This is a genomic window from Aliiroseovarius sp. D2-2 (assembly GCF_055809455.1).
Window position 1 is genome coordinate 363,572 of sequence record NZ_CM147913.1, and the last position, 19,349, is coordinate 382,920.

Sequence of the window (19,349 nt, forward strand, 5' to 3'; positions counted from 1 at the left end):
CTTAAAAATCGATCGACGACGCCACCCAAGATACAATTGAGAACCCAAATCCAGCCAACTGGATTAAAGCCTTTTCCACCCCTACCCATCACTTCTCGCCATTCCTGTAGATCGTTTTGGTTGCCAATAACCTGTAATCACCCAGCGTCTCGAGTTATTGGGTCGCTCGCTTGCCCAGTATAATAGTTAATAAATGGTTAAAAATACGGCCAGTTATTGCGGCTATGCAAAAAAGTTTAGATTTTGCGAAATCTGCAACACTGCTCTTGTAGGTTATCTTAGAATATTGACTGGATGGGATTCAGGAAAACACATTATTTGGATCACAGCAGCCTTTGGGACGTCTCGGAGTGTGAAAGCTGCAGGCCAGTGGTTTGCTTCTAGAACGAAGGCTGCGGGGATCCATGAGCTAGCCCTCAGCCTTAGGAAAAGCCGCACCAGAGCGCTTGCTGAAGCGCGCAGAGCATCTGCCCAGATTGGAGCGTGGACTGGTCACGAGTGTTTGTCGGAGATTGAGCGATACATTAGCAGTCTCAACAAGAGAAAGTCGCTCAGCGGCAGGTAAATAGAACAAAAACGCCCTACTTCCTCGATACAAGTTCCAATTCAACTAATAAATGAAGTAGAATCAAGTGCTTAGACAGGTGTTGGTGACCCCGGCAGGATTCGAACCTGCAACCTGCCCCTTAGGAGGGGGCTGCTCTATCCAGTTGAGCCACGGGGCCTTCTATGCAGGGAATAGGCAAGCCATGCGGGCTTGTCCAGAAAGGTTCAGCGGCGTTTTAGGGTCTGGCCAGCTTCGATCTTGGGGGAAAGCTCGATGCGCTCGCCGCCTCCGGTATCGCCGCTTTCAGTGCTGCGATCTGCTACGATCTTTGCTGCCGCGCGGCCGATCTCTTTTCGGCAGGCATCCATGGTGGCCAGCTTGCGCGGCAACCCATCCAACAGTTCCACGCCATTGAAGCCCGCCAAGCCAACTTGACCCGGCACGGCAATCCCTTTGTCGAGACAGTAGAGAAGCCCGCCCGCGCCGATCATGTCGTTGGAATAGTACAGGAAATCCAGTTCGGGAGTGCGTTCTAGCATGGCTTCGGTCATTTCGCGCCCTTTGGCCAAAGCGGACCCGCCTTCATAGAACTCGCGATCTGCAATCTCGATCCCTTCCTTGGCCAAGACTTCCGTGAAGCCCTCGAACCGTTTACGGGCGCGGTGATCCAGCGGCATCTTAGTGCCAAGAAAGCCGATGTTCTTGTACCCGGCTTTCAAGATCGCTTTGGCCATCTTGCGTCCGGCGCGACGGTGCGAAATGCCCACGCAGGCGTCAATTGCATCGCCATCCGTATCCATGATCTCGACCACGGGAATACCAGCGGCCTTTAGCATCGCCTTCGCAGCGTCCGAGTGCTCCAGTCCGGCGATGATCACACCAGACGGACGCCAGGAGAGCATTTCATACAGCACTTTCTCTTCGCGCACGGGATCGTAGTTTGTAACCCCGAAGACGGGCTGCAAAGGCGTTTCGTCCAGCACCTCGTTGATGCCCATCATGACTTCAGGGAAAACCATGTTTGACAGAGATGGGATGACCACGGCCACAAGGTTCACCCGTTGCGAGGCTAGCGCACCTGCGATCTTGTTGGGGACATAACCCAGTTCTTTCGAGGCTTCTAATACGCGATCGCGCGTTGCCTGACTGACATCCCCGCGATTGCGCAACACCCGGCTGACCGTCATTTCGCTGACGCCCGAGGCTTCAGAAACGTCACGGAGGGTCAGGGGGCGGCGGTTCGGGGGGGTACGGGTGTCTGTCACGAAGGCATCCTTAAACATATGAGATTTATCATATGTTAGCGATAGGTGGACGCTTGGCAATGCCCTTTTTTCACTGGATTGTTAGGCTAACGTTTCCGCTAACCTTGTGACCAGAGCATCTTGGACCGGTGGGGTGCCTGCCACCATGCCGTGCAACTGCGGATGCGGGTTATTGAACCGTGCAAACCCTTTGGCTTGATCGGTCACTTTACCGCCTGCTTCTTCGACAATAAGTGACCCAGCGGCGACGTCCCATTCCCATGTGGGGCGCAGGGTCATCATGGCGTCAAACCGACCCTCGCCCACCAGTGAAAGCCGGTAAGCCAAGGAGCTTCGGAACACGCGTTCAACCGGGGGAACGTCTCGGTTTCGCCAGAAAGTAGGATCGAAATTGGGTTTCGACGCCAGCACTGTAGCGCCCTCAACGTCCGTTTTGGGGCTGACGGTCAAAGCGTCGCCATTTAGCGTTGCACCTTGCCCCCTTGCCGCCGCATAGAGCTTGCCGCGTTCGGGCAGATATACCACGGCCGCTTCCACGATACCGTTTCGGGCAATGGCCAGTGAATGTGCCCAAGTGGTCGAACCTTCGATGAAAGACCGTGTTCCGTCGATTGGATCGACAATGAAAACCTGCTCGGCCTCAAGCCGCGCGGGGGTATCTTCGGTCTCTTCCGAAAGCCATCCATAGCCGGGGCGCGAGCTTGTCAGCTCGGCGCGCAACATGCGATCCACTGCCAGATCAGCTTCGGTCACGGGGCCTTGGCCACCGGGTTTATCCCAGCGTTCAGCGGATCCGTGAAAGAAGCCCGATGCGATCTTGCCCGCGTTTTGTGCCGCGTCGATCAGAAGGGACAGATCATCAGTCACCGGCAAGGGTCATCCCTTCGACCAGCAAGCTTGGGATCATCCGGCTTAGATGCGCTTCGGCATCATTGGCGGGCGTGATACGCTTCAGCATATCGCGTAAATTCCCCGCGATGGTGCACTCATTGACCGGATAGGCGATCTCTCCGTTTTCGATCCAGAAACCAGATGCGCCACGGGAATAGTCGCCGGTGTTTGGGTTGATCGTCGAACCGATCATCGAGGTCACCAGAAGCCCGGTACCCATCTGTGCGATCAAATCTTCCTTGGTCAAATCGCCCTGAGTTAGAGCCACATTTGAGATTGAGGGTGAGGGCGGAGAGGATGTTCCGCGCGACGCACTTGCAGTGCTTTTCATGCCCAACTGGTGGGCTGTAGAAATGTCCATCGTCCAGCCGGTCAGCTGCCCATTGTCGACGATCTTTCGGGTCGTAGTGGCCAGCCCTTCGCCGTCGAATGGGCGCGAGCCGGAAATACGTTTGCGGTGCGGGTCTTCGATCAGGTCGATCCCGTCCGGCAACACCTGTTCGCCCAGCGCATTCAGCAGCCAAGATGAGCCGCGCGCAATCATCGCGCCGTTTGAGGCGGAGAGTAGGTGGCTGATAAGCGATGAAGAAATACGCTCGTCATAAAGTACCGGATATGCACCAGTGGGCGGCTTTCTTGCGCCCAACCGTTCCACGGTACGATTGCCCGCTTTGGTTCCGATCTCTTCCGCGCTGGGCAGATCGGCCTGAAAGATGCGCATTTCGCCGGCGTAGTCACGTTCCATCGTTGCACCTTCGCCGGTGATGGCAACTGTCGAAATTGCCCGGTTGGTGCGGCCATAGCCACCGGAAAATCCATTCGAGCACGCCAAGTGGAATTGGTGCCGCCCATATCCCGCCGAAGAACTGCTGACCTGCGATACGCCATCGACAGCCAATGCGGCGGCTTCGGCCTCTAACGCGTCACGTTCCAGCGCGGTAGGGTCAGGCTCGGCGCTCGGATCCGCCATTTCCAGTGCGTCCAGATCCCAGTCCGTTGCCAGATCGGCAGGATCAGCCTGCGCGATATGGGAATCTTCGGGCGCTTCCTTGGCCATTGCCACGGCACGCTCGGCCATGGCTTCAATCGTTGCCTCTGACACGTCTGATGCCGACACGCAGGCCTGACGCTGACCCAGCATCACGCGCAGCCCAATATCAACACCTTCGGACCGTTCCGCATGTTCCAGCTTGCCGTTCAAGACATCGATCGAAACCGAGGTACCATCGACGGCCAAGGCATCAGCCTGATCGGCCCCCGCTTTTCGGGCGGCGTCCAAAAGCTGTTGGGTCAAGCTGTTAAGCGATGCGCGCATGAGGCGTCCTTTCCATTACGTGCCTTTCAGGTAACCTCTGCACCTCGCGCTCGCAAGATGTGTCTCTGGCTTCTGTGGTGATGCTGCGCTAGCATTACAGGCAGGGAGGGCTCCATATGCATGATATGACAGGAAAAACCGTACTGATTACCGGTGCCAGCCGCGGGATCGGAGAAGCCGCCGCGCACATCTTTGCGCAAGCTGGTGCAAATGTGGTGCTGACGGCCCGTAGCGCAGGCCAAATTCAGGCGATAGCGGAATCAATCGGAGAACGCGCACTTGCCGTGACGTGTGACGTATCAAATTGGAGCCAAGTTAAAGCTGCGGTCGACATGGCCCATGGGCGCTTTGGCACCGTGGATGTGCTGATCAACAATGCTGGTGTGATTGAGCCGATCGGGCCACTGGAAACTTCGGACCCGGAAGGCTGGGGCCATGTGATCGATGTGAACCTAAAAGGTGTCTATTACGGCGCAAGAGCTGCCCTTCCTTACATGATCGAACAAGGTGGGGGATCGATCCTGACCATCAGTTCAGGGGCTGCGCATCGACCATTAGAGGGCTGGGCACATTATTGTACGTCGAAGGCAGGCGTGCACATGTTCAATGAAGCGCTTCACCTTGAAACCGCAGGCAAGGGCATTCGCGCTATTGGCCTGTCACCTGGCACAGTGGCGACCCAAATGCAGCGCGAGATCAAGACTTCTGGCATCAATGCCGTGGCACAACTGAATTGGGACGATCACATTCCGGCCGAATGGCCCGCGCGCGCCCTTCTGTGGATGTGTTCGGAAGATGCCGACGAGTTTCTTGGGCAAGAATCTCGCTTCGAGATGTGGAAATCAGAAAACGGGCGAACGTATTCGGATGATTAACGTTACTAAAGAAAACGGTGTCTGGACGGTGACAATCAACCGACCGGACAAGGCGAACTCGCTTACAAAGGCGATGTTGTTAGAGCTGGCGCAGATCGCGCAGGACGCTGCGGGTGACGCGCGCGTGCTGATCCTGACTGGCGCGGGCAAAGTGTTTTCTGCCGGCGCCGACTTGGACGAAGCGAAGGCAGGGTTGGCCACGGATGATGTGTGGGAGCGTCTGTCCGGGGCTATCGCCGCCGCACCGTGTCTGACAATTGCAGCCTTGAATGGTACGCTTGCAGGCGGCGCGTTTGGCATGGCCTTGGCTTGTGATTTGCGCATAGCAGCTCCAAGCGCCAAGTTTTTCTATCCTGTGATGAAGCTGGGTTATCTGCCCCAATCATCAGACCCCGCGCGCATGACTGCGCTTGTGGGGCCGGCGCGGGCTAAGATGATCCTCATGGCTGGCCAGAAAATCCTGACGGACGAGGCATTGAGCTGGGGTTTGATTGATCGGGTTGTTGAGCCAGAGGATCTGATGGGCGCTGCAATTGAGCTAGCAGATCATGCGCGCACCCAAAGCGCAGATCATGTGGCCGCTATGAAACGTATGGTTCCATAAACAGGCTCTAATCCAGCCAGAAATTGGCGTCGAGCTGCTGTCCGGTCGCAAGTTTTTGCGTCAGAACACGCGATATTTCCCGTCCAAACTACGCTCAAACTCCCAAGGAATGCTTGCCCTTTGAGGCTAAACCGCTATCCATCTCTAAACGTTTCATCAGGGTTTGCGTGAAGGCAAGGAAAAGCAGATGGAAAATCGACCTCAGATCGTGGATACGGCGTTGGGCTATTTCAACCAGGGATGGGATATCGCCGAAGGGTGGCTATTATCCCCAGCCGCGTGGTCTCAGTTCGGTATTCTGATCGTCGCTTATCTTGCTGCGCGGTTGACCGATAAAAAGCTTGAGCCTTTCCTGACACGCATCCTGACCCCCAAAGGGGATCAGAACCACCCGATTGCAAAAACTCGCCTTTTTGCGCTGATCTTCCTGCCATTGACGATGCCGCTTTTGGCTTGGGCCTATACCGCGCTGGGTGAACAGGTCACGCGATCGATCTTCGGGTCCGGTGCGGTCATCGCCTTCGGCAAACGGGTCTTCCTATTCCTTGCGGTGCGCGCCTTTGTTCACAAGATCATCAGTGATTCTTTCCTGAAGCTTCTGGGTAAATACATTCTGATCCCTATGGCCGCGCTGTATGCGGTTGGCCTTTTGGATCTGGTGGTTGCGAAACTGGACGAGACAGTTGTGCCACTGGGCAATATGAGCTTCTCCCTTCTGTTTGCGATCCGCTTTGCCGTTGTAGGGGGGGTGATTTTCTGGCTGGGCCGCTGGTCAAATAATCAAACTGCTCAGGCTATCAAGAAGCAGGAAGAAATGCGCCCAGCCACGCGCGAACTGGCTGTGAAAGCTGCCGAGATTAGCATCTTCGGCGTCGCGTTCCTTGTCTTAATGAACATCATGGGCATCAACCTGACGTCGCTGGCCGTTCTTGGTGGTGCGATTGGCGTCGGGTTGGGCTTTGGGTTGCAGCAGATCGCCTCGAACTTCATTTCGGGGGTCATCCTTCTTTTGGAAGGCCAGGCAACAGTTGGCGATTACGTTGAACTGGATGGCGGTGAAGCTGGCACAATTGTCAAAATGACGGCCCGTGCCGCTATATTAGAGACGTTTGACGGCCGCTGGATTGTTGTCCCGAACGAGCATTTCATCACCACACGTGTGGTGAATTACTCAGATGCCGGCAGTGCCAATCGGTACGAAGCGCCGTTTTCGGTCAGCTACAAGGCGGACATCGAAGCTGTGCCTGCTTTGATCGAAAAGGCCGTTGCCGAATTGGACTTCGTTCTAACTGACACGAAAGAGCATATGCCGGACTGCGAATTGCGCGCCTTCGGGGACAGCGGTGTCGATTTCGCTTTGGAGTTCTGGGTGAACGGCATTGATGATGGCCGCAACAAATTCACGCCACGCGTGATGATGCAAATCTGGAAGACATTGAAAGCGAACAAGGTTGAAATCCCCTATCCGCATCGCGTGGTCGAGATGTTGGGCGACGGATCGAAAACCTCGTGAAAACTGCGCTTGTCATCGGGGCTGGCCCTGCAGGATTGATGGCCGCCGAAAAGCTGGCGCAGGCCGGTCTGTCGGTTATCGTGGCTGATGCCAAACCATCACCCGCACGTAAGTTCCTGATGGCAGGAAAGTCGGGACTGAATCTTACAAAATCAGAGCCTATTTCGCCGTTCTTGGATCAAATTCACGGCTCAGAAGAGCTTAAGAAGATCGTCTCGGATTTCGGACCCGAGGCTGTGCAAGAATGGGCGCTGGGCTTAGGGCAAGAGGTTTTCACAGGGTCCTCTGGACGGGTGTTTCCCAAGGCTATGAAGGCTTCGCCCTTACTGCGCGCGTGGCTTGAACGGCTGGACAAGCTTGGCGTCAAGCTTCACCGAAACTGGCGGTGGGTTGGCATCGCAGGCAATGCGATGCAGTTCGACACGCCTGACGGGCCTAAGCAGTTAGCACCTGATGTTACGGTCTTGGCGCTGGGCGGGGCCAGTTGGTCGCGTTTAGGGTCTGATGGCAGATGGGTCTCTATTCTTGCAGAAAACGGCGTATCGATCGCGCCTTTCAAGCCTGCCAATATGGGATTCATTGTGGATTGGAGCGACCACATGTCTCGCCATTTCGGCCAGCCGGTGAAAACCATACGAGTTATGGCAGGGACCCAATCGGTTTTGGGTGAGTTTGTCGTCTCATCCCGCGGGTTAGAGGGATCAGCAATCTATTCCGTAAGCCGCGAGATGCGCGAAGGTGCGGCGCTGACCCTAGATCTGGTCCCGAACCGAAGCTTGCAGGACGTATCAGACCGCTTGTCCCGGCCGCGCGGTAAAGCAAGCCTGTCGAACCACCTGCGAAAGACGCTGAAGCTTGATCCGGTGAAGATCGCTCTATTGCAAGAATTCGCGCGTCCCCTTCCAACGGACCCGGGAAAACTCGCCAGATTGATCAAAACGCTTCCCGTTGCACACACTGGACCGCGACCGATGGACGAGGCGATTTCGACCGCGGGTGGAGTGTCCTTTGACGCGCTTGATGAGGGGTTGATGATTAAATCTCTGCCCGGCATCTTTGCGTGCGGGGAAATGCTGGATTGGGAAGCCCCGACTGGTGGATATCTTTTGACCACCTGTTTTGCCACAGGGCGTCACGCGGGGCGCGCGGCAGCAAACTGGGCTAATGCGGGCTAGCGTTTGCCGCCAAGCATCGCCAATCGGATCAAAGTGCGTTCCATCAACGCCATCTGCGGGGCTTTCTGAGCTGAACGCAGCTTCAGGTCCGTGTCGATCAGCACTTCCAAGGCTTGCTCTAACCGTCCCAACCCCCATTTCTGGGCCTGCCGGACCATCCGATCACGTGATTTGAAATGGACCGGAGGGCGCAAACGGTTGATGCCTTGCCCAGGTCCCGCCGGATCAGAGCTGGCCGCATGAAGCGCGCGGAAATGTCTGGTTGCCCCAATGCAAAGCCCCACGGCCGCGACGCCCTGTGCCTGCAATTTCGCAAGAATAGGGCCTATTTCGCCTGATTTCCCTTCGGCCACAACGTGCAGAAGGTCATCCAATGCAGCCTCGGTCGAAGCAGGTGCAACGGCCGATACATCATCTGGGGTTACCGGTGTTTGGTCGGAAAGTTTGTAAAGGCCCAGCTTTTCCACAGTTTGCCGGAAATCGCCGGGGTCCAGATCGCGCGACAACCCAACAAGGTCTGTCATGGCCTCTGGACTGACCTGCTGAATGCCCGCGCGCTTCAGGTCGGCTTCAATGTCTTCCCGTGATGGGGGGTCGTCATAGATACCTGCGGCAAAAGCGTTGGGGTGGCCTTCGAACAGTTTGCGCAACGCGGATCGTGCGGTCAGCGATCCAGCCGTCACCACAACCTGCGCGTCGCCGTCCTGCCAATCTGCAATTGCCGGGGTGATGATCTTGGCCAGCGCGTCTGTGACATCTTCGACAAATGCCACGCGGGGACCGGGAAAGAACCCTTGCGCCTTGATCGCGTCAGACAAAAGGGCAGGGTCTTTGCGCAACTCAGCGGCGGGAATGCGTGTCAGACGCATTTCGTCTTCGCCCTCTGGTCCAATTAGATTTGCAATCAGCTCTTGCCGTTTCAACGCCACGCGCATGGCGTCTGCCCCAAATATCAGAATACCCATCCGTTTGGGGTCGGGTTTGGCGAAATAGCTGCTCGCGTCACGCGGGGGTAGCTTCATTCGCCCCAACCCGAAAAGGTTGCAATAAAGCGCGTGGTGATCTGATCAGCCAGAAGCACCATCAAGCGCCGGTTTGCGTCGCGTTCGACAGAGGCCGTCGACACTGTGGACCCTTCCGTCGAATAGGATGTGAAGTTTGTGACCGTCCCGCGATCCACGACCTCACCCGTTGCGATCGAGGTTACAGCGAATTCGATTACACCCAGAACCTGGTTGCGGCTGATCTCTTGTCGCGGCGTGACACCAACACCTTCGGACTTGGTGGTGATTGAGTAATCCAACCGATAGGGCGCAGACAGGTTGCGGCCCAGCCGTTCTTCCATCCGTTTCACGAATTCATAGCTGTTGGCATCGTTCGGAGCGGTCACTGTCACCGCACCGCGCAAGCCTTCGGCCGATCCCCCCGGACCATGCACGGGCGTGAACCCGCAACCGGCCAGAGCCAGCCCGGCTATGGCAGAGATCAGGAAGAGGCGGCGATTAGACGACGACATTCACAATACGTCCCGGAACAACGATGACTTTTTTCGGGGCTTTTCCATCAAGCGCCCTGACGACAGCATCCTCGGCCAGCGCAAGTTTTTCAACCTCGGCTTTGTCCATGTCCTTGGGCACGCTGATTTCCGCACGGCGTTTGCCGTTGATCTGGATCGGCATGGTCACTGTGTCTTCGACCAACATGGCTTCGTCTGCTTTGGGCCATGCAGCCTGCGCCACCAGCCCTTCACCGCCCGACATTGTCCAGACCTCTTCGGAAAGGTGTGGCGTCATGGGGGACATCAGCTGTGCCATGGTCCGCATGGCCAGCTTCTGTGTCTTTCCACCGGCTTTCGACTTAGCAATAGCGTTCTGGAAGGCATAAAGCTTGGCGATGGCGGCGTTGAAGCCGAAGCTTTCAATGCCCATGGTCACATCGTGGATGGCTTTGTGCATCGCGCGCAGCAATTCTGCGTCATTGCCGTCCGCGTCATCCATATCGGCGATCTTCACGGCGGTCGCATGAACGCGGCTTAGGTGCTTGGCCGCAGCTTCTGCACCCGAAGCTGTCCATTCCACGTCCCGTTCGGGGGGCGAATCGCTGAGAACAAACCAACGGGCAGTGTCTGCGCCGAAGGCGTCGATGATGTTCACCGGATCGACCACATTGTTTTTCGATTTCGACATCTTCGCCGAAGGAATGACGGTCACTTTTTCACCGGTGGCAGCCACAACGGTCACGCCGTCGCGGTCTTCGACCTCTTCCGGGTAGTGATAGATCGCGCGGCCGTGTTCATCGGTCCTTTCCGCGTTCTTATAGATCGCGTGTGTCACCATGCCTTGCGTGAACAGCGCATTGAACGGCTCGCGCGCTTTTTCGGGCAGATGATCACAGATGTTCATCGCGCGCGCAAAGAAGCGTGAGTACAGCAAGTGAAGGATCGCGTGTTCGATGCCGCCAATATACTGGTCGACATTCATCCAATAGGAGGCTTCCGCCAAATCGGTCGGCGTGGCGGCACCCGGCGAAGTGAAGCGCGCGTAATACCAAGACGAATCGACGAATGTGTCCATCGTGTCGGTTTCGCGCTTCGCAGGCTTGCCGCAAGACGGGCAAGCACAGTCGCGCCAAGTCGGGTGGCGGTCCAGCGGGTTGCCGGGCACGTCAAAAGTGACATCCTCGGGCAGTTTGACTGGCAAGTTCTCTTTCTTCTCGGGCACCACGCCACAATCGTCGCAATGCACGACGGGAATCGGGCAACCCCAATAGCGCTGGCGGCTTAAGCCCCAGTCGCGCAGTCGATAGTTGGTGACACCTGTGCCCCAGCCAGCATTTTCGACAAATGCAATGGTCGCGGCGACGGCTTCTTCTCCGGTAGCCTCATCCAGACCGGCGAAGTGGTTTACCCATTTCACAGACTCGGTCTTCGGCGGCACGAAAGCTTCGTTTTTAACGGGCGAAGGATCTTCCAGAGCCAAGAACGTGTCGACAACGGGCAAATCGTATTTGCGACAGAAGTCCAAATCGCGCTGGTCATGCGCCGGACAGGCGAAAATCGCGCCGGTGCCGTAATCCATCAGAATGAAGTTGGCGATCCAGACGGGCAGCTCCCAATCCGGGTTCAGCGGGTGTTTTACGCGGATGCCGGTGTCATAGCCCAGCTTCTCGGCGGTTTCGATGGCTTCTGCTGTTGTACCACCCTTACGCATGTCTGCGATCTTGGCGGCAATTTCGGGGTTTTCAGCCTCAAGCGCCTTGGAAATCGGATGATCGGGCGAGATGCCAACGAAAGATGCGCCCATCAGAGTGTCCGGGCGCGTGGTGTACACCTCGATCCCGTCGTCTCCATCCGTGCGTTCGAACGAGAATTGCAGACCTTGCGATTTGCCAATCCAGTTGGCTTGCATGGTGCGCACTTTCTCGGGCCAGTTGTCCAAACCGTCCAGCGCATCCAGCAATTCGCCCGAGTAATCTGAGATTTTAAAGAACCATTGTGTCAAGTCGCGACGTTCCACCGGAGCACCCGAGCGCCAGCCGCAGCCGTCGATCACCTGTTCATTGGCCAGAACGGTCATATCAACCGGGTCCCAGTTTACTGTGGCGTTCTTGCGGTAAACCAGCCCACGTTCCATGAAGTCGATGAACATGGACTGCTGTTGGCCGTAGTATTCGGGGTCACATGTGGCAAATTCACGCGACCAGTCAATCGACAGGCCCAGAGGCTTCATCTGACCTTTCATGGTCGCGATGTTGCCGTAGGTATAGTCTTTTGGGTGGCCTCCGGTTGCCATCGCAGCGTTTTCGGCGGGCATACCGAACGCATCCCAACCCATCGGGTGGAGCACCGAAAACCCACAGGATGCTTTGTAGCGTGAGATCACATCGCCCATCGTGTAGTTGCGCACGTGACCCATATGGATACGGCCAGACGGGTAGGGAAACATCTCAAGCACATAGTATTTGGGCTTGGTCTCATCGCGTTTGGCGGTGAAAATCCCAGCCTCGTCCCAAGCTTCTTGCCATTTCGGTTCGATATCGGCGGCAGTGTATCGCGACATTCGTCAGGTCCTTGATGTGAAAACGCCGGGCGAGTGGCCCGGCGCATGTCTTATAAGTCTGGTCGATCCGGGTCTAGGGCCTTTGGCCTTATCGCGGGACGATGCATGTACGAGAAGCTCAGAGCTTGCCGTCACGAATTCGAAGCTGGCGTGCCCGTGTCAGGATCGCATCTTCGATCTTGCGGACAGCCTCGGCGCTGGCGGGGCCGCTACGCGAATAAAGCGCAACAGACAGCGAACGCGCGTCCAAGGCAGGGTCACGTACATATACAGTGGCCTTATAGGCGCTGCCACCACCCGGCGGACGACCAAATCCGAACACTATAATGCCCGAGAACGGATCAGCCGCTTGAACAGGCATAAAGCTTAGAACGTCCAGTGAGGCGTTCCAGATATAACGGTTCACTTCGACAGTGGTGTTAGGATCGTCCACGTTCTTGAACAAATCCCAGATCGTCTCACGCGGTTCTTCAGCTTGTGGGGTGTGTTGCACACCACCACTTTGTTGCTGGGCGTTTGAGCCTCCGCCAAAAATATTGCCCGATCCGGCTGACCCACGGCTGCCGCCACAGGCAGACAGACCAAGGATGGCAATTAACGACAGACCGAAAGCGGAAGTTCTAAGGATGCCCATGAAACAGCCCCATATGCTGAAAATTCTTCTTGTTAGTATATAAGCACCTGCGGGCGGGCAAGCGTTTTCCCAAATGTTGTGAAACACCCGATTTTTGGAAGAATCTCTTGATATTGTGGGTTTTCGCCAGATGCGGGAAAGAAACTGTGGCATAGAAGCACCAATGCCACCCGCAAACGGTTTTCAACGTTTCAGCCCGCTTGCAATGACCGCCGGAAAGATGGAATTACCCAAGCATACTCAATTCGGATTCCCCTGAATTGAGGCCAACTCTTGAAATATGAGGGAAAACGAAAATGAAAAAGATTCTCTTCGCTTCGACCGCACTGGTCGCAACTGCTGGCGTCGCTGCCGCTGAAATCAGCTTCTCTGGTGAAGCTGGTATTGGTCTTCGCTTTATTGACGATCGTGCTACTGTGGCGCCTGTGACAGGTGCTGATGATTGGCAGCTGGACCACTACCTGACTCTGTCGGTCTCGATGACTGGTGAAACTGATGGCGGCCTGAGCTTCGGCGCAGACTTCGACATCACCACTGGTACAGCCGGTGGCGCAGTTGACAGTTCGTCGGCTTACGTCGAAGGCGGCTTCGGCAAGTTCTCGGCTGGTTCCGTTGGTTCGGCTGTTGACGCAAAACTGGGTCTGTCGGACATCGGTTACGGCGGCATCGGCACCGACAACGTTGCTGAGCTTCTGGTTGACTTGGCCGACTCGGGCAACATGATGTACGAAGGCACCTTTGGTGATTTCGGTATCGCAATCTCGCACGACTTCAACGGCACCGAGATTACTTCGGTTGCAGCCACCTACTCAATGGGTGACTACAACTTCGGTCTGGGTTACGACGACTGGGGTATCATCGACGCGTCGAGCACCATCCACGTGAAAGCCGGCGCTGATATCGCTGACTTCTCGTTGAATGCTCTGTACTCGCGTAACGACGACAACGACATCACCTCGTACGGTATCCACGCTGGTTACACCATGGGCGCAGCAACCGTTTCGGCTGCTTACTCGGAAGTTGACGTTGCTGGCGTATCGGGTGACGCATGGGGTCTGGGCGTAGCTTACGACCTGGGCGGTGGCGCTTCGCTTAACGCCGGTGTAGGTGAGCTTGACGGTGTAACCGTTGCTGACATGGGCATCATCATGACCTTCTAATCCTAACGGATTATTTGGTATGGGAAGAGCGGGCCTTGCGCCCGCTCTTTTCTTTTGGGACACCTGTTTCAGACAAATGACAGGATGACCCATGGCACTTTCAGACATTCAGGACCGCATCGCCAAGGAAGAGGCCCGTATGGGTCGCGTACCAGGATCGGCACAATTGATCGCTGTATCGAAAGTGCAGCCGCTGGAGCGTGTGGTAGCGGTGTTGGAAGAAGGTTATCGCATTTTCGGCGAAAACAAGGTTCAGGAAGCGGCTGGAAAGTGGCCGGATCTGAAAGATCAGTTTTCTAATGTCGAGCTTCACCTGATCGGCCCACTTCAGACCAATAAGGCCCGGCAGGCTATTGGCTTGTTTGATGTGATCCATTCGGTTGACCGACCAAAGCTTGCCCGTACAATCGCCCGCATCGCTGAAGAAGAAGGTCGCTGCCCGCGTCTGTTCATTCAGGTGAACACCGGTGAAGAAGACCAGAAGGCGGGTGTGATGCCCGGTGAACTCTCTGAACTTGTCGGCCTCTGCCGCGAGCTGAATTTACCCGTCGAAGGACTGATGTGCATCCCTCCGGCGGACGAAGAACCCAGCCTGCACTTCGCCCTTTTGGCCAAGCTGGCTAAGCAGCATGGGCTGGAAGGTCTCTCCATGGGGATGAGCGGCGATTTTGAACGTGCCATTGCGCAGGGGGCGACCTATGTGCGGGTCGGTTCTGCGATCTTTGGCGAACGGGACTATGGCGAATAACTAACGGACGAAAATCCGGCTCTGCATGGTCCAGCGCTCCATAATCCAACGAAGATCATTGGGCGCAAAACCCAGACACCCCGCCGTAGGGTGACGCGGTTTGCGCCATTGGTGCACGAAAATTGCCGAACCTTTTCCGGGCATCGCATCTGGGTAATTCCAGTCACTGAACAGAACCACGTCATAAAGCGGGGCCGTCATGCGCATTTTTTCATGACTGCGCGAATAACCAGAAGCACGCAGCCCGTGATTATAAGCCGGGTCGCCGGGATCATCTGACCAGATATCTGTGGGGCCAATGGAACTAAGGTGAAAAAGGGTATCAGGGTGGGCGCGGCGATCCGCGCGAAAGCTTCCGCCAACCAGCCGCCAAACGCCGCGCGGTGTGGCTCCGTCGCCTTCATGTTTGTTATCTGTCATGCCACCGCGCCCGATCGACACTGGGAACCGCCGCCCCATGAAGCGTGCACCCCAGCGCGTTACAACCATGTCATAACGGCGCGGTGTCACAGGATATGCCCGGATTTGGCGGCCTTTGTGGCAAGGTAATCCGTGTTGTGAACGCCTTCCCCAACTTTCAAGGGCACGCGTTCGGTGACGTTGATGCCGGTTGATTCCATCATCGCTACTTTGCGCGGGTTGTTGGTCATCAAACGCACTTGACGAAAACCAAGGGATTTCAGGATTTCGGCGCCGATGCGGAAATCGCGTTCATCATCTTCGAAGCCTAGACGATGGTTGGCCTCGACCGTGTCAAAGCCTTGATCTTGAAGGGAATAGGCACGCATCTTGTTGGCCAGCCCGATGCCGCGACCTTCTTGGTTGAGGTAAAGCAGCACGCCGTTGCCCTCGGCCCCCATAGCGGCCAGTGCGGTGTTCAACTGAGGCCCACAATCGCATTTCAAACTGCCCAGCACGTCCCCAGTGAAACAGGCAGAATGCAGGCGCGCCAACACCGGTTTGTCGCGGTCGGGGCGGCCAATCTCCACCGCGTAATGTTCTTCACTGCCATCTTCCGGGCGGAAAATGTGCAGGCGCCCTGCATCGCTGACGTGCAGGGGCAGACGCGCATGGACCACTGGGGCAAGGTGCAAATCACGTACGGTGTTTTGATCCAAATGTACCAGTGTCAGCCCATGTTGCTGGGCAAGGTCCTTGGCATTTGCGGTTTCGACCACCAAAGCCGATGGCAAAAGCCGAGCAGTTTTACAAAGGGCGATGGCGTGTGCTTCTAACGCGTCATCCCCGCCACGGCAGGTTCGAAATGGGCCTTTCATAGGGGTCGACAGATCATCTGCCGGGTCTGCGACGGAGGCGATCCACCCCGTGTCCGCATCCTTTGGAAGCTCGATCCGTGCGACACGATCAGAATAGGCCCGTGCTTTTAACGTTTCAGCCCGGCGTGGTGTGATCGCCAGAACGGCGTCGCCCAGATCGCGCAAGTCATCTAGTCGCCCCGCCGACAACGTTTCAGCCGCCGCAGCCAGTATCCAGCGGCCATCCAAATGCAGGACAACCGGCACCCCCATGCGCAAATCGGCACGGGCGCGGGCAAGAAGCTCTGTCTGATCGGGGGCAAGCGTCATGGGCGTCCTTTCCCGCCTTAGATAAGACGGATTGACATGATATGAAACATTTCCCGGCGAATTGACACGAGGCCGTGAGAGTTTTGTTGCATATCTTGTCATTTGCGTGCGCACCCACAAATCTATCAGCAACACGACAGAGGAGGGCGCCATGTCCACGTTGAAAAAGATTTTGCTGGTAGATGACGACGAGGACCTGCGCGACGCGTTGGCCGAACAACTGCTGATGACCGAAGACTTCGATGTATTCGAAGCCGGAAACGGATCAGAGGCGATCGTGAAGTCCAAGGAAGCGATCTATGACCTTGTGATCCTTGATGTGGGCCTGCCTGATACTGATGGGCGCGAGCTGTGCCGCGTGATGCGTAAACAGGGCGTGAAATGCCCGATCCTGATGCTAACGGGCCATGACACCGACGCGGACACCATTCTGGGTCTGGACGCGGGTGCCAATGATTATGTGTCAAAGCCCTTTAAATTCCCGGTTCTTCTGGCCCGCATCCGCGCCCAGCTGCGCCAACACGAGCAATCCGAGGACGCCGTCTTCCAGCTTGGGCCGTATACGTTCAAGCCGTCCGTAAAGATGCTGGTGACCGATGATGACCGCAAGGTCCGCCTGACCGAGAAAGAGACAAACATTCTGAAGTTCCTCTATCGCTCAAACGATGGCGTCGTGGCCCGCGATGTGCTGCTGCACGAGGTCTGGGGCTATAACGCCGGCGTCACGACCCACACGCTGGAAACCCACATCTATCGCCTGCGCCAAAAGATCGAGCCCGATCCCTCGAACGCGCGGCTTTTGGTGACAGAAAGCGGCGGATATCGCCTGAACGCTTAGAGTTCCTCCCGTGCCCGAGGAGTGCGTTTCTGCGGACAAATAGATTAAGTGATTAGTTGCGCGTTCGAGCGAAGCGAGAGACAGCGTTACTGATCACATCTGATCCGCAAAACGTACAAGGGCACATCCTCCCTGTAAGACTGGCCGGGCCTTTGTGGCCCGGCTTTTTTGTCCGCTTTGCGGACAAAGCCGTCATCGAGTTGTTGTCGCGAATGGCTGCATTTCACGGAATTCAAACCAGTCGCCATGTTCGTGTAAGGGAAGGTGCTGACCCTCCTTCAAGCGGAAACCACAATGATCAATCTTTATGTTGTAAAACCGGTCATGCGAACTGGAGCAGGTCTGCCCTTTTTTGTTTTCCGAGAGCCGGTACAACTACTCAATTCAAGCTTTGTTGATCGGGGGTAATGTCCGACCGAAAAGACCTACAAGAAATGCGGTGCTCAACCCGAAGGTCAATAGCCCTGTCACCGCGGCAAGAGATGCGAATAGGCGTACTCCTTCGGCAGGAACAATATCGCCGTAACCCAACGTGGTATAAGTAACCATGGAAAAGTACAAAGCGACCTCGATGTTAGATAAAGCGCCTAACCACAATAGAGCGCCTGCCCAAAGCCAAATCTCTATTGAGTGTGCAAAAACGATTATACCAAATCCAAGAAGTGTCAAAACCGCCGTGGAAACAAAGGCGGGACGTGTTCTTAGCTTTGCTGCCATGTGAATTAGTAATGGAATACCTAGTGTGAGAATTGCAACATGGACTAGGGCACACAGCCCCAAAAGCAAAGTCCCCAGCAGCAATTGCTCAATAAGCCCCATCTCAAATCCTCTCGTTTACTTGCAACTCTTTGTAAGGCATTCTGACCAAAATTATCCGAGTATACTAGGGGGCCCTATGGACCGTTATTTTCGTGCCATTACTCTTGCGGTTTGCGCTGCTGTCTTCACAAGCAATGCGTCAGCACAAGAACAAGCTGTTCGCCCTGCAAAGGTGGCGATAGTACAGTCCAGTGAAGCGGTGTTCGAGCGACGTTACCCGGCGATTGTGCAGCCCTCGGCAGAAGCGGCATTGTCATTTCGTGTATCTGGGCGGGTTATTGAACTGCCAGTCAAAGCCTCCACGAATGTCGAAGAAGGTGATGTGATCGCCAAACTTGACCCTCGTGATTTTGAAACGCAAATTGCGCAACTTGAAAGCCAACGCGACCAAGCTCTGTCGCAACTTAACGCCTTGCGGTCTGGTGCGCGCGCAGAAGAGATCGTGGCACTTGAAGCTGGAATTGATGCTGTTGAGGCGCAAGTGGATCAAGCTCGTGAGCAAGCAGATCGCACCCGGACGCTGTTTGAAAAAGACCTTGTTGCCTCGGCGCAGCTAGAAGCGGACGAAACCGCGTTGCGCATTTCAGAAGCTGAGCTGCGCGCCAAACTCGAGGAGTTAACAATTGCGCGCTCAGGCGGGCGCAAAGAAGACATTGAGGCTGCGGAGGCTGCGTTGCGCGGGCTTGAGACGCAAATTAAAACAGCAAATGACAATCTGGCGGATGCTACTCTGCGGGCACCCTTTGACGGAATAGTGGCGCGCCGTGACATAGAGAATTTCACCAATATCCAAGCTGGTCAGGATATTGTCCTACTGCAACGTCTTGAAACGGTGCACCTCGCGTTTGATGTGCCCGGCCAGGATGTTGTTCGTTTCGCGCGTTCTAATCCCAAGTCGACAGTGACACTTGATTCCGTGTCCGGCAACGCGTTGGACGCTCAATTGGTCGAGTTCTCAACCCAAGCCGACGCCGCAACGCAAACTTATCGTGGACGCGTTAGTGTTTCCGTACCTGAAGACGCAGCCGTTTTGCCAGGAATGGTTGGCACCGTCATTGTTGCCATCTCTAATTCAGCCACCGCGAGTTTAACGATCCCGCTCAGTGCAGTTGGTGCTGAGACGGACGGATCGCCATTTGTGTGGATCGTCGGTGAGGGAGATACGGTTTCAAAGAGTTCTGTGATCTTAGGAAAGGTCAGCGGGGACAACGTCATCGTCACAGACGGCGTGTCAGCGGGTGACACAGTTGTAACAGCTGGGGTGACCAAAATTCGCGAAGGGATGCAAATCCGACCAGTCACTAAGATTGGGGGCTAAGTC

18 protein-coding genes and 1 tRNA gene are annotated in these 19,349 nt (G+C 55.9%); 8 read left to right on the plus strand and 11 right to left on the minus strand.

The features are described 5' to 3' along the window. Positions 1-648: 648 nt before the first annotated feature. The 4 genes from AC0L6A_RS01745 to AC0L6A_RS01760 all read right to left on the minus strand — a co-directional run bounded on the left by AC0L6A_RS01745 (position 649) and on the right by AC0L6A_RS01760 (position 4,018). Positions 649-725, minus strand: a tRNA-Arg gene (locus tag AC0L6A_RS01745). Between the two features lie 46 nt (positions 726-771). Beyond that, positions 772-1,812 (minus strand): LacI family DNA-binding transcriptional regulator, encoded by a 1,041-nt coding sequence (locus AC0L6A_RS01750; RefSeq protein WP_473291796.1) that lies wholly within the window; start codon positions 1,810-1,812, stop codon positions 772-774. A gap of 81 nt (positions 1,813-1,893) precedes the next feature. Further along, the gene (locus AC0L6A_RS01755; RefSeq protein WP_473291798.1) at positions 1,894-2,685 is read right to left on the minus strand and encodes an inositol monophosphatase family protein; all 792 of its coding nucleotides are present in this window, start codon (positions 2,683-2,685) and stop codon (positions 1,894-1,896) included. Beyond that, entirely contained in the window at positions 2,672-4,018 is a 1,347-nt protein-coding gene (locus AC0L6A_RS01760) for a TldD/PmbA family protein (protein WP_473291800.1), read from the minus strand. Before AC0L6A_RS01760 ends, AC0L6A_RS01755 begins: the two co-directional genes overlap by 14 nt. Positions 4,019-4,134: 116 nt before the next feature. Here AC0L6A_RS01760 and AC0L6A_RS01765 point away from each other — a divergent pair, with 116 nt between their 5' ends. The 4 genes from AC0L6A_RS01765 to AC0L6A_RS01780 all read left to right on the plus strand — a co-directional run bounded on the left by AC0L6A_RS01765 (position 4,135) and on the right by AC0L6A_RS01780 (position 8,185). Further along, positions 4,135-4,893 (plus strand): SDR family oxidoreductase, encoded by a 759-nt coding sequence (locus AC0L6A_RS01765; RefSeq protein WP_473291802.1) that lies wholly within the window; start codon positions 4,135-4,137, stop codon positions 4,891-4,893. Next, positions 4,886-5,497 (plus strand): enoyl-CoA hydratase/isomerase family protein, encoded by a 612-nt coding sequence (locus tag AC0L6A_RS01770; protein ID WP_473291803.1) that lies wholly within the window; start codon positions 4,886-4,888, stop codon positions 5,495-5,497. Before AC0L6A_RS01765 ends, AC0L6A_RS01770 begins: the two co-directional genes overlap by 8 nt. Positions 5,498-5,684: 187 nt before the next feature. Beyond that, positions 5,685-7,010: a mechanosensitive ion channel family protein gene (locus tag AC0L6A_RS01775; protein WP_473291805.1), complete on the plus strand. Its 1,326-nt coding sequence runs from the start codon at positions 5,685-5,687 to the stop codon at positions 7,008-7,010. Next, positions 7,007-8,185, plus strand: a complete 1,179-nt coding sequence (locus AC0L6A_RS01780; RefSeq protein WP_473291806.1) for a TIGR03862 family flavoprotein — start codon at positions 7,007-7,009, stop codon at positions 8,183-8,185. Before AC0L6A_RS01775 ends, AC0L6A_RS01780 begins: the two co-directional genes overlap by 4 nt. Here the strand turns inward: AC0L6A_RS01780 and holA are convergent. The 4 genes from holA to AC0L6A_RS01800 form a co-directional block, all read right to left on the minus strand. Then, positions 8,182-9,207 (minus strand): DNA polymerase III subunit delta, encoded by a 1,026-nt coding sequence (holA, locus tag AC0L6A_RS01785; RefSeq protein WP_473291807.1) that lies wholly within the window; start codon positions 9,205-9,207, stop codon positions 8,182-8,184. The two genes, AC0L6A_RS01780 and holA, sit on opposite strands and share 4 nt — an antisense overlap. Beyond that, a complete protein-coding gene (locus AC0L6A_RS01790) occupies positions 9,204-9,701 on the minus strand; it encodes an LPS assembly lipoprotein LptE (protein WP_473291809.1) in 498 nt (165 codons plus the stop codon). Before AC0L6A_RS01790 ends, holA begins: the two co-directional genes overlap by 4 nt. Further along, entirely contained in the window at positions 9,688-12,243 is a 2,556-nt protein-coding gene (gene leuS / locus AC0L6A_RS01795) for a leucine--tRNA ligase (protein ID WP_473291810.1), read from the minus strand. Before leuS ends, AC0L6A_RS01790 begins: the two co-directional genes overlap by 14 nt. 118 nt (positions 12,244-12,361) lie before the next feature. Then, positions 12,362-12,877, minus strand: coding sequence for a DUF3576 domain-containing protein (locus AC0L6A_RS01800; RefSeq protein WP_473291812.1), 516 nt, complete (start codon positions 12,875-12,877; stop codon positions 12,362-12,364). A gap of 296 nt (positions 12,878-13,173) precedes the next feature. Between AC0L6A_RS01800 and AC0L6A_RS01805 the strand changes: the two genes are divergently transcribed. After that, a complete protein-coding gene (locus AC0L6A_RS01805) occupies positions 13,174-14,037 on the plus strand; it encodes a porin (protein WP_473291813.1) in 864 nt (287 codons plus the stop codon). 91 nt (positions 14,038-14,128) lie between these two features. Continuing rightward, on the plus strand, positions 14,129-14,785 hold the full coding sequence (locus AC0L6A_RS01810) for a YggS family pyridoxal phosphate-dependent enzyme (RefSeq protein WP_473291815.1): 657 nt from the start codon (positions 14,129-14,131) through the stop codon (positions 14,783-14,785). Here AC0L6A_RS01810 and AC0L6A_RS01815 read toward each other — a convergent pair whose 3' ends face one another. Both AC0L6A_RS01815 and ribA read right to left on the minus strand, forming a co-directional pair. After that, the gene (locus AC0L6A_RS01815; protein WP_473293344.1) at positions 14,786-15,274 is read right to left on the minus strand and encodes a L,D-transpeptidase family protein; all 489 of its coding nucleotides are present in this window, start codon (positions 15,272-15,274) and stop codon (positions 14,786-14,788) included. 17 nt (positions 15,275-15,291) lie between these two features. After that, on the minus strand, positions 15,292-16,371 hold the full coding sequence (gene ribA / locus AC0L6A_RS01820) for a GTP cyclohydrolase II (RefSeq protein WP_473291817.1): 1,080 nt from the start codon (positions 16,369-16,371) through the stop codon (positions 15,292-15,294). A gap of 151 nt (positions 16,372-16,522) precedes the next feature. Here ribA and AC0L6A_RS01825 point away from each other — a divergent pair, with 151 nt between their 5' ends. Further along, complete coding sequence (locus AC0L6A_RS01825) at positions 16,523-17,209, plus strand: response regulator transcription factor (protein ID WP_473291819.1); 687 nt, start codon at positions 16,523-16,525, stop codon at positions 17,207-17,209. A gap of 384 nt (positions 17,210-17,593) precedes the next feature. On the opposite strand, the gene AC0L6A_RS01830 is transcribed toward AC0L6A_RS01825, so the two are convergent. Further along, positions 17,594-18,028, minus strand: a complete 435-nt coding sequence (locus AC0L6A_RS01830; protein WP_473291821.1) for an ion channel — start codon at positions 18,026-18,028, stop codon at positions 17,594-17,596. A gap of 76 nt (positions 18,029-18,104) precedes the next feature. On the opposite strand from AC0L6A_RS01830, the gene AC0L6A_RS01835 reads away from it, so the two are divergent. Further along, positions 18,105-19,346, plus strand: coding sequence for an efflux RND transporter periplasmic adaptor subunit (locus AC0L6A_RS01835; protein ID WP_473291822.1), 1,242 nt, complete (start codon positions 18,105-18,107; stop codon positions 19,344-19,346). Positions 19,347-19,349 lie beyond the last annotated feature (3 nt).

What these genes read in the sequence shown, in the direction of transcription:
- AC0L6A_RS01760 (WP_473291800.1), bottom strand. Translation starts at nt 4,018, where the DNA reads ATGCGCGCATCGCTTAACAGCTTGACCCAACAGCTTTTGGACGCCGCC.
- AC0L6A_RS01765 (WP_473291802.1), top strand. Translation starts at nt 4,135, where the DNA reads ATGCATGATATGACAGGAAAAACCGTACTGATTACCGGTGCCAGCCGC.
- AC0L6A_RS01770 (WP_473291803.1), top strand. Translation starts at nt 4,886, where the DNA reads ATGATTAACGTTACTAAAGAAAACGGTGTCTGGACGGTGACAATCAAC.
- AC0L6A_RS01775 (WP_473291805.1), top strand. Translation starts at nt 5,685, where the DNA reads ATGGAAAATCGACCTCAGATCGTGGATACGGCGTTGGGCTATTTCAAC.
- holA (WP_473291807.1), bottom strand. Translation starts at nt 9,207, where the DNA reads ATGAAGCTACCCCCGCGTGACGCGAGCAGCTATTTCGCCAAACCCGAC.
- AC0L6A_RS01790 (WP_473291809.1), bottom strand. Translation starts at nt 9,701, where the DNA reads ATGTCGTCGTCTAATCGCCGCCTCTTCCTGATCTCTGCCATAGCCGGG.
- leuS (WP_473291810.1), bottom strand. Translation starts at nt 12,243, where the DNA reads ATGTCGCGATACACTGCCGCCGATATCGAACCGAAATGGCAAGAAGCT.
- AC0L6A_RS01800 (WP_473291812.1), bottom strand. Translation starts at nt 12,877, where the DNA reads ATGGGCATCCTTAGAACTTCCGCTTTCGGTCTGTCGTTAATTGCCATC.
- AC0L6A_RS01805 (WP_473291813.1), top strand. Translation starts at nt 13,174, where the DNA reads ATGAAAAAGATTCTCTTCGCTTCGACCGCACTGGTCGCAACTGCTGGC.
- AC0L6A_RS01810 (WP_473291815.1), top strand. Translation starts at nt 14,129, where the DNA reads ATGGCACTTTCAGACATTCAGGACCGCATCGCCAAGGAAGAGGCCCGT.
- AC0L6A_RS01815 (WP_473293344.1), bottom strand. Translation starts at nt 15,274, where the DNA reads ATGGTTGTAACGCGCTGGGGTGCACGCTTCATGGGGCGGCGGTTCCCA.
- ribA (WP_473291817.1), bottom strand. Translation starts at nt 16,371, where the DNA reads ATGACGCTTGCCCCCGATCAGACAGAGCTTCTTGCCCGCGCCCGTGCC.
- AC0L6A_RS01825 (WP_473291819.1), top strand. Translation starts at nt 16,523, where the DNA reads ATGTCCACGTTGAAAAAGATTTTGCTGGTAGATGACGACGAGGACCTG.
- AC0L6A_RS01830 (WP_473291821.1), bottom strand. Translation starts at nt 18,028, where the DNA reads ATGGGGCTTATTGAGCAATTGCTGCTGGGGACTTTGCTTTTGGGGCTG.
- AC0L6A_RS01835 (WP_473291822.1), top strand. Translation starts at nt 18,105, where the DNA reads ATGGACCGTTATTTTCGTGCCATTACTCTTGCGGTTTGCGCTGCTGTC.